The sequence below is a fragment of the Kribbella antibiotica genome (assembly GCF_004349055.1).
Taxonomy (GTDB): Bacteria; Actinomycetota; Actinomycetes; order Propionibacteriales; family Kribbellaceae; genus Kribbella; species Kribbella antibiotica.
The window spans coordinates 63612-70443 of the sequence record NZ_SMKX01000035.1 but is presented as its reverse complement, the minus strand read 5'-3'; the positions used below and the strand labels follow the sequence as shown (position 1 = coordinate 70443).

The 6832-nt window shown below is 67.1% G+C and carries 10 protein-coding genes; 3 read left to right on the top strand and 7 right to left on the bottom strand.

The features are described 5' to 3' along the window. Window positions 1–157 precede the first annotated feature (157 nt). On the bottom strand, window positions 158–862 hold the full coding sequence (locus E1263_RS15060) for an alpha/beta fold hydrolase (RefSeq protein WP_202868885.1): 705 nt from the start codon (window positions 860–862) through the stop codon (window positions 158–160). A 68-nt stretch (window positions 863–930) separates the two neighbouring features. On the opposite strand from E1263_RS15060, the gene E1263_RS15055 reads away from it, so the two are divergent. Together E1263_RS15055 and E1263_RS15050 are read left to right on the top strand one after the other, a co-directional pair. Next, window positions 931–1215: an ArsR/SmtB family transcription factor gene (locus tag E1263_RS15055; protein WP_202868884.1), complete on the top strand. Its 285-nt coding sequence runs from the start codon at window positions 931–933 to the stop codon at window positions 1213–1215. After that, window positions 1212–1607, top strand: coding sequence for a VOC family protein (locus tag E1263_RS15050; protein ID WP_132167913.1), 396 nt, complete (start codon window positions 1212–1214; stop codon window positions 1605–1607). The genes E1263_RS15055 and E1263_RS15050 overlap by 4 nt, the downstream gene beginning before the upstream one ends. Here E1263_RS15050 and E1263_RS15045 read toward each other — a convergent pair. Together E1263_RS15045 and E1263_RS15040 are read right to left on the bottom strand one after the other, a co-directional pair. Continuing rightward, on the bottom strand, window positions 1596–2273 hold the full coding sequence (locus E1263_RS15045; protein WP_132167912.1) for a VOC family protein: 678 nt from the start codon (window positions 2271–2273) through the stop codon (window positions 1596–1598). The two genes, E1263_RS15050 and E1263_RS15045, sit on opposite strands and share 12 nt — an antisense overlap. A 101-nt stretch (window positions 2274–2374) precedes the next feature. Then, the gene (locus E1263_RS15040; protein ID WP_132167911.1) at window positions 2375–2770 is read right to left on the bottom strand and encodes a cupin domain-containing protein; all 396 of its coding nucleotides are present in this window, start codon (window positions 2768–2770) and stop codon (window positions 2375–2377) included. Between E1263_RS15040 and E1263_RS43635 the strand changes: the two genes are divergently transcribed. After that, window positions 2769–3947 carry an HAD-IA family hydrolase gene (locus E1263_RS43635; protein ID WP_238161254.1) on the top strand — a complete coding sequence of 393 codons (1179 nt, stop codon included), beginning with the start codon at window positions 2769–2771 and terminating at the stop codon, window positions 3945–3947. The two genes, E1263_RS15040 and E1263_RS43635, sit on opposite strands and share 2 nt — an antisense overlap. Here the strand turns inward: E1263_RS43635 and pqqB are convergent. The 4 genes from pqqB to pqqC are packed head-to-tail and all read right to left on the bottom strand — an operon-like array spanning window position 3944 to window position 6799. Then, window positions 3944–4753 carry a pyrroloquinoline quinone biosynthesis protein PqqB gene (pqqB, locus tag E1263_RS15030; protein ID WP_132167910.1) on the bottom strand — a complete coding sequence of 270 codons (810 nt, stop codon included), beginning with the start codon at window positions 4751–4753 and terminating at the stop codon, window positions 3944–3946. The genes E1263_RS43635 and pqqB overlap by 4 nt on opposite strands. Continuing rightward, complete coding sequence (pqqE, locus tag E1263_RS15025) at window positions 4750–5835, bottom strand: pyrroloquinoline quinone biosynthesis protein PqqE (protein WP_132167909.1); 1086 nt, start codon at window positions 5833–5835, stop codon at window positions 4750–4752. Before pqqE ends, pqqB begins: the two co-directional genes overlap by 4 nt. Next, entirely contained in the window at window positions 5832–6122 is a 291-nt protein-coding gene (gene pqqD / locus E1263_RS15020; RefSeq protein ID WP_132167908.1) for a pyrroloquinoline quinone biosynthesis peptide chaperone PqqD, read from the bottom strand. Before pqqD ends, pqqE begins: the two co-directional genes overlap by 4 nt. Then, on the bottom strand, window positions 6119–6799 hold the full coding sequence (pqqC, locus tag E1263_RS15015) for a pyrroloquinoline-quinone synthase PqqC (RefSeq protein ID WP_202868883.1): 681 nt from the start codon (window positions 6797–6799) through the stop codon (window positions 6119–6121). The genes pqqD and pqqC overlap by 4 nt, the downstream gene beginning before the upstream one ends. Between the last annotated feature and the right edge of the window lie 33 nt (window positions 6800–6832).

The following is a 6832-nucleotide window of genomic DNA, read 5'->3' as shown; positions in this document are numbered from 1 at the left end:
CGGCCCCACGGATCCATCCAAGACCTGACACCAATCCAGGCCGAGCAGACTCACTACACTCACCGAACCCGTCTCGCCGAGGCCGGTTAACACCTAACGAAGCCTCCGGACACGCCGGGGCGGCTCAGACTGAGCCGTGCTCAAGGCTGCGCTGGGTTCAGAGCGGCCAGTTGTCTAGTGCGGCCATGAACTCGGCGAAGTGGGAGTACCAGAGGGTGTGGTCGGCGGCGGGGATGGCGCGGACGGTGAAGCCTTGGGCTTGGAGTTCGGCGGCTCGCGTGGCGGAGACGTAGCGGCTGGGGTTGGCGTGGATGACGAGGGACGGGACGTCGGTTGCTGGTGTTGGGTGTTTGTCGTTGGCGAGTTCCAGGGCAACGGCGGTGGCGACGTCGAACTGCTGGGCGGCGGTTGCTTCGACTTGGCGGTCGGCGTCTGACCAGGCTGGTTTGGATTTGCGCAGTGCCGCGAGTGTCCGGCCGGCTTGGGCTGCGGTGAACTTGGCGGTCAGCTCTTCGGCGGTGCGGGGTGGTCCGGGGGACGCCGTGAGCGGGATGTCGACGTAGACCGCACGGGCGGGTTGGAGTGCGGATGCGGCCAGTACGACGCCGCCGAGCGACTGGCCGATTGCGAGTGCCGGGTGACCGGAGACGGCGTCGGTGACCGCGGCTGCCCAGGCGGAGAGGCCGGAGCGGGCTGTGGGGGAGTTGCCGTGGCCGGGGAGGTCGACGGCGATGGCTCGGTAGCCGCGGGTTGCGAGGGCTGGGCCGACTCGGTGGTACTGCTGGGCTGAGCCCATCATGCCGTGCAGCAGTACGGCGACACGGTCGCCTTCGCCCCAGGTCGTCGTACGGAGGGTGGTCACGGGTGGTTGGACGCGGCGTGGATCGCCGGGGTTGATAGGCAAGTGGGGACTTGCCTATAGTGTCGGGTGTGGTCACGGTGTTCCGGGCGTTGGATGACGAGACGCGGCGGGTGATTCTCGACGAGCTGGCGGCGCGGGACGGTCAGACGTTGTTCGAGATCTGCTCGACGCTGACGACGCGGCATGGGCTGTCGTCGACGCGGCAGGCGATCTCGCAGCACTTGGGGGTGCTGGAGGCGGCCGGGCTGGTCGTGACGGAGAAGCGTGGGCGCTCGAAGTTCCACTATTTCAATCCCGCGCCACTCGCGGAGATCGCGCGGCGGTGGCCGGTCGGAGAGAGGACCGCGGAATGAGAATCAACCTGGTCAGTGTGTTCGTGGACGATCAGCGGGCGGCGCTGGCGTTCTACACGGACGTGCTGGGGTTCGAGAAGAAGCACGACATTCCGCTGGGCGAGGCGTCCTGGCTGACGGTCGTTTCGCCGGAGGCGCCGGATGGGCCGGAGTTGCTGCTGGAGCCGGCCGGCCACCCGGCGGTCAAGCCGTACCGGGACGCGCTGGGCGAGGACGGGATTCCGCTGGTCCAGTTCGCCGTGGACGACGTCGAGGCCGAGCACGCCCGGCTCACCGCATTGGGTGTCGTGTTCACACAGCCGCCGACCGATGTCGGCATGGTGATGATGGCTGTGCTCGACGACACCTGCGGAAACCTCGTGCAGCTCGTCTCGCCGAAGTCAGTTGCCTAGGACAACGAACTCGTTGCCGTCGGGGTCGGTCAGCGTGTCACCGGCGGCGGTCGCACCGAGGGCGACGAGACGGTCGACCTCAACCTGACGGTCGCCGTCAGCGCGCAGTACGAACTGGAGGCGGTTGACGCCGAGCTTGGTGTTGACCGGAGGACCGCCCCAGGCGATCTTGGTGCCGCCGTACGGCGCCTGGATCGCGGTCTCCTCGTCTTCGTCCCACACGAGCGGCCAGTCGAGCGCCTTGGCCCAGAAGTAGCCGACCGCCTGGCTGCCGTCCGACGAGAGCGCTCCGATCACACCGGTGTTGGCGAGGAAGTTGTTCGTCGGCTCGATCACACAGAACTCGTTGCCTTCGGGATCAGCCAGTACGACGTGCTTCTCGTCCGGCAGTTGCCCGATGTCGAGGTGGTTGCCGCCGAGCTCGAGTGCGCGGTCGACCTTCGCCTGCTGGTCGTCGAGCGACGTACTGGTCACGTCGAAGTGCATCTGGTTCGGGCTGAGCTTCGGCAGATCGCTCGCCACGAACCGCAGCCGGAAGGCGCGGTCGTCAGCAGTCGCCAGCACGGTGTCTTCGATGGGCTCGAAGCCGAGAACGCCGGCCCAGAAGCGCGCCAGCCCTTCGGGATCCTTCGCTGCGTACGACAGCTCCTGCAGACGAACACCCATCGGTTCCCACATCCCAACTTCTCGGCCAGTGCAACACGGGCAGACTAGACCGGTACCCGCCCCGGAGCACCCGAATAACGCGCCAGGGCGGGGAGAAACACTCAGCTCACGCGCAAATGGGCGCGCTCAGCCAACTCCTCGGCGCTGACCACAGTCAGGATCGGAGTCCCGGGCTCGGCGAACATCGTCACCACGAACCTGGCCTCGACGTCCGTCCGGTTGTTGGCGCCCTGGAGGTGGATGACATCGCCGCCCGGCTCGTACAGGGCCTCACCCGCCTTGATCACCCGCGGCGCCTGACCCTCGAGCTCGAACAGGATCTCGCCTTCGATCATGTACCCGAAGATCGGTCCCGGGTGCCGGTGCGGAGGCGCCCCCGGATCGCCGGGCGGGATCGTGATCTCGATCGTCCTGGCCTCGGCCCCGGCCGGGACCCCGAACGCCGTCCCCGGCAACGTCGAGATGACCTCGACCCCAGGCGGCAGGTGTGTACTCATGCAGTCCTCCTCATCGTTTGCTCTCACCACGCAAGACCAACTGGCATCGGCGTTTGTGACAGGGGCTTCCCTTTATCCGCTGCGCAGCACGGCTGGGTACGGCATCATCGGCCCGGTGAGCAGCGCGCCGTACGTTCGGATCCAGGTGGAGTACCGCGGGCGCCTCGGCGTCGAGGTCGGTCTGTTCGTCGCGGTCGACCATCTGCGCCGCTCGGGCCGGCTGTCTGCCGTCGACGAAAGGCGCTGGCTCGACATCGACGACTGGTTCATCGAGCACCTGCCGAACCCGGATTTCTACGCCGACGGCAACACCATCGGCGCGGTCACCTGGTTCAAGGTGCCGCTTCGCGGCGACATGCAACTCCTGGTGGACGAGGCGTGCGGCATGTTGACCGCGTACGGCGTTGCGCACCACCGAGTCACTTCAGGCGATCCGGGCACGATCATCTACGAGGACGAGTTCCAAGTCGGGGTGGTGCCCTACCAACGTGGTGAGCAGACGCCCCTTCCTGAGGGAGCCACGATGACCCCCTCGGCGCCGGGATCCAAGAGAGCGGTTGCCGCTTCTCCGATTCGGCACGTGTTGCTGGATGCTGATGGCGTATTGCAGGAGCTGCCTGGGGGTTGGTATGCGGCGATGGAGCCGTATCTCGGAGAGCGCTCTCGGGATTTTCTGCACCGGACCTGGAAAGAGGAGCTGCCGATGCTCGCCGGGCGGGGGGACTACCTGCCGGTGCTGGCCGCGAACCTCCAGGAGTTCGGGGTGACGCTTCCGGTGGCGGAGGTGTATGACGCGGTGTGGAAGAACATCGTGGTGATCGAAGAGTCGATGGAGGTTGTTCGCGGGCTGCGCCGGAATGGGTACGGCGTGCACCTGGGGACCAACCAGGAGTCGTATCGCGGTGCGTACATGCGGTCCGAGCTCCGGTACGACGAGTTGTTCGACGTGAGCTGCTATTCGTGGGAACTGGGTGTGGCCAAGCCTGATCCCGGGTTCTTCACGGAGGCGGCTCGGCGGATCGGGGTCGACGTACGGACGGTGTTGTTCATCGACGATACGGCGCGCAATGTCGAGGGAGCGCGGGCAGCTGGGATGGCGGCGGAGCAGTGGGATCTGACGCAGGGGTATGACGTGTTGGCTGAGCTGCTGGCCCGGCATGGGGTTTCGGCGGGTTAGATCTCCCAGCGGGTGCCGTCGTCGGCGATCAGATGACCGCTCTTCTCGACGGCGATGCGTTCGGGCGAGCCTGGGTCGAGGACCGGGTTGGTGTTGTTGAGGTGCGTGAACGCCAGCGGCACATCCAGCTGCTCGATGGTTGTGGCGATCGGTAGGTGACCCATGACGGTTTGGCCGGGCATCTCGCCGGCACTGTAGAACGTCCCGTCCAAGAGCGTGTACGTCGCGCCGGCCGCGAACTGCTCGAACCCGTGGGGCAACTGGGCGACGCACGGCGCGTAGACGAATGCGCCTCCGTTGTGTTCGAAGCGGTAGGCGACCACCCACGGGCCGGGCGCCGGATCATCGGCGTACCGGGGGCGTTTGTCGCTGACGGCCAGGGTCTTGATCGTGATGCCGTCGAGCTCGGCCGGCACCGGGGTCCACGTCCAGGCGTGGTAGCGATCGGTGATGTCGCGGAAACGGGAGAGCGCTGTCAGCACCGCCGGCGGAGCGTGGACCGCGAGGGTCTCGGCCTCGCGAAGGAGGAGCAGACCGAGCGTGTGGTCCAGCTCGGCGTCGGTGAGGAGAACGCCGCGGATCGGGGTGTCGCGCAGGCCAGGGCCGGCGCGGAGTTCGGGAGTGGCGAGGATCTGGGCGCGGAGATCCGGGGAAGCGTTCACGAGGTACCAGTTGTTGCCGTCGGCACTGATCGCCAGGCCGTCCTGGGTGCGCGGTTCCAGCTCGGGGTTACGGCAGGTGGGACACGCGCAGTTCCACTGCGGGAACCCGCCGCCGGCCGCCGTACCGAGCACGATCACCTTCATCGGCTCGGGCTCCGCATCACCAAGCCGGTACGGCGGGGTTCAGCGAGGATGAGGTCGACGACACCGCGATCCGGCGACTTGTGGCAGACCGGGTCGGTGGCGGCAGCATCACCGGTCAGCAGGAACGCCTGGCAGCGGCAGCCGCCGAAGTCGAGTTCGCGCCGGTCGCAGGAGCGGCAGGTGTCGCTCATCCAGTCGTCGCCGCGGTAGGCGTTGAACGAGCTGGAGTCGTACCAGATCTCGCCCAGAGAGCGCTCCCTGACGTTCTCGAGCTGCAGAGTGCTGATGGCACTGGCCGCGGGGCACGGCATCACCGTTCCATCCGGGGCGACGGTGATCTGGCGTGCGCCCCAGCCGTAGGTGCAGGGCTTGGGGAACTTCTCCGGGTAGTCCGCGATCACGTAGACGATCTGCATCTTGCCCTTCAGCCGAACCAGCGCGTCCTGGACGATCAGCTCGGCCGCGGCGAGCTGGTCCGCGGTGGGCATCAGCTGAGAGCGGTTTCTCAGCGCCCAGCCGTAGTACTGGGTGTTGGCGAGCTCGAGGCGGTCCGCGCCTAGCTCCTCGGCGAAGTCGATCAGGGCGGCAACCTGGTGGTGGTTCTCCCGGTGCAGCACGACGTTGACGCTGAGCGGCAGACCGGCCCGCCGTACGAGGTCGGCAGCGATGATCTTGTGGTGATGCGCGCGGGTGCCGGCGATCCGGTCACCTATTGCTGCGTCGGCGCCCTGTACAGACAGCTGGACATGATTGAGACCGGCATCGACCAGACTTTGCAGCCGGGCCTCGGTGAGGCCGAGCCCGCTGGTGACGAGGTTGACGTAGGCGCCGAGGCCGGCGGTGTGCTCGATCAGCTCGGCCAAATCCTTACGGCCGAGGGGTTCGCCGCCGGAGAAGTGCACCTGCAGTACGCCGATGTCGTGCGCCTGGGTGAGAACTTCGCGCCAGGTGGCAGTGTCGAGCTCCTGGTCGCGGGTGAGGAGTTCGATGGGGTTGGAGCAGTATCCGCAATGCAGCGGACAGCGATGGGTGAGCTCCGCGGTGAGGCTCAGTGGCGGGACTGCACCTTTGGGGTTGGTCATGTCCACTCCACCACCTGTTTGTCGGCGAGCCGGTCCAGCAGGCTGCGGATCTGCTCCGGCTGGACGGCGTCGTACCGGTCGGCGAGGAGACGCGCGATCTCGGTCAGGGAGTGCTCTCCGTCGCACAGCTCGAGGACGGCGGTCGCGGTGGGGTTCGGGATCAGGACGCCCTCGGGATGCAGGACGACTGGCGTGTTCCGGACCTTGTCGTAGCTCAGCCGGACCCCGCGGCGGATCCGTGGACGCGGGCCAGGAGACGCCGTACCGGAGAGCGCTTCCGCGGTCATTTCTTGCTCGCGGCGCGCTCGATTGCATCGAGCAACGACCAGAGCACATCGCACTTGAAGGAGAGCGCGGCGATCGCGGCATCCTGCTCGGCCCGCGTGCGGCTGTGTTCGATGACGAGGTCGAGGGTCGCTTGGCCCTCACCGGCAACGGCGTCGATGCGGTTGGTGAAGTAGGCGAGGTCGTCGGGGCTGATCCACTCGTACTGCGCGAGCATGTCGGCGACGCGGGCCTTCATCAGGTGACCGGAGAACATCTCGGTCAGCCCGGAGGCCACTGCCTCGACCCACGGTTTGGTCCGCGCGAAACCGACGTACGCGTCGACAGCGAACCGGGCACCGGGAGCCACATGCCGTTCGTCGAGGACCTCTTCGCGGCTGAGACCGACGGCTTCGCACAGGCGCAGCCAGCGCTCCATTCCGCCCTCACCAGGGGTAGCGCCGTCGTGGTAGACGATCCGGGGCAGCCATTGGCGCCGCACCTCGGGGAGCGGGCAGTTGCTGATGATCGCGGCGTCCTTGCGGGGGATCGCGCTTTGGTAGTACCAGCGGTTCGCGGCCCAGACCTGCAGCTCCGGCTGCGACAGCTCGCCGGCGTGCATCCGGTGGTGGAACGGATGCGTTCCCCAGTACCGATGGGAAAGGCCGCGCAGTGCATCCGTGAATTCGTCCGCGCTCATCGGCCGCATTGAACCTCCCGAGTCATCCATGAT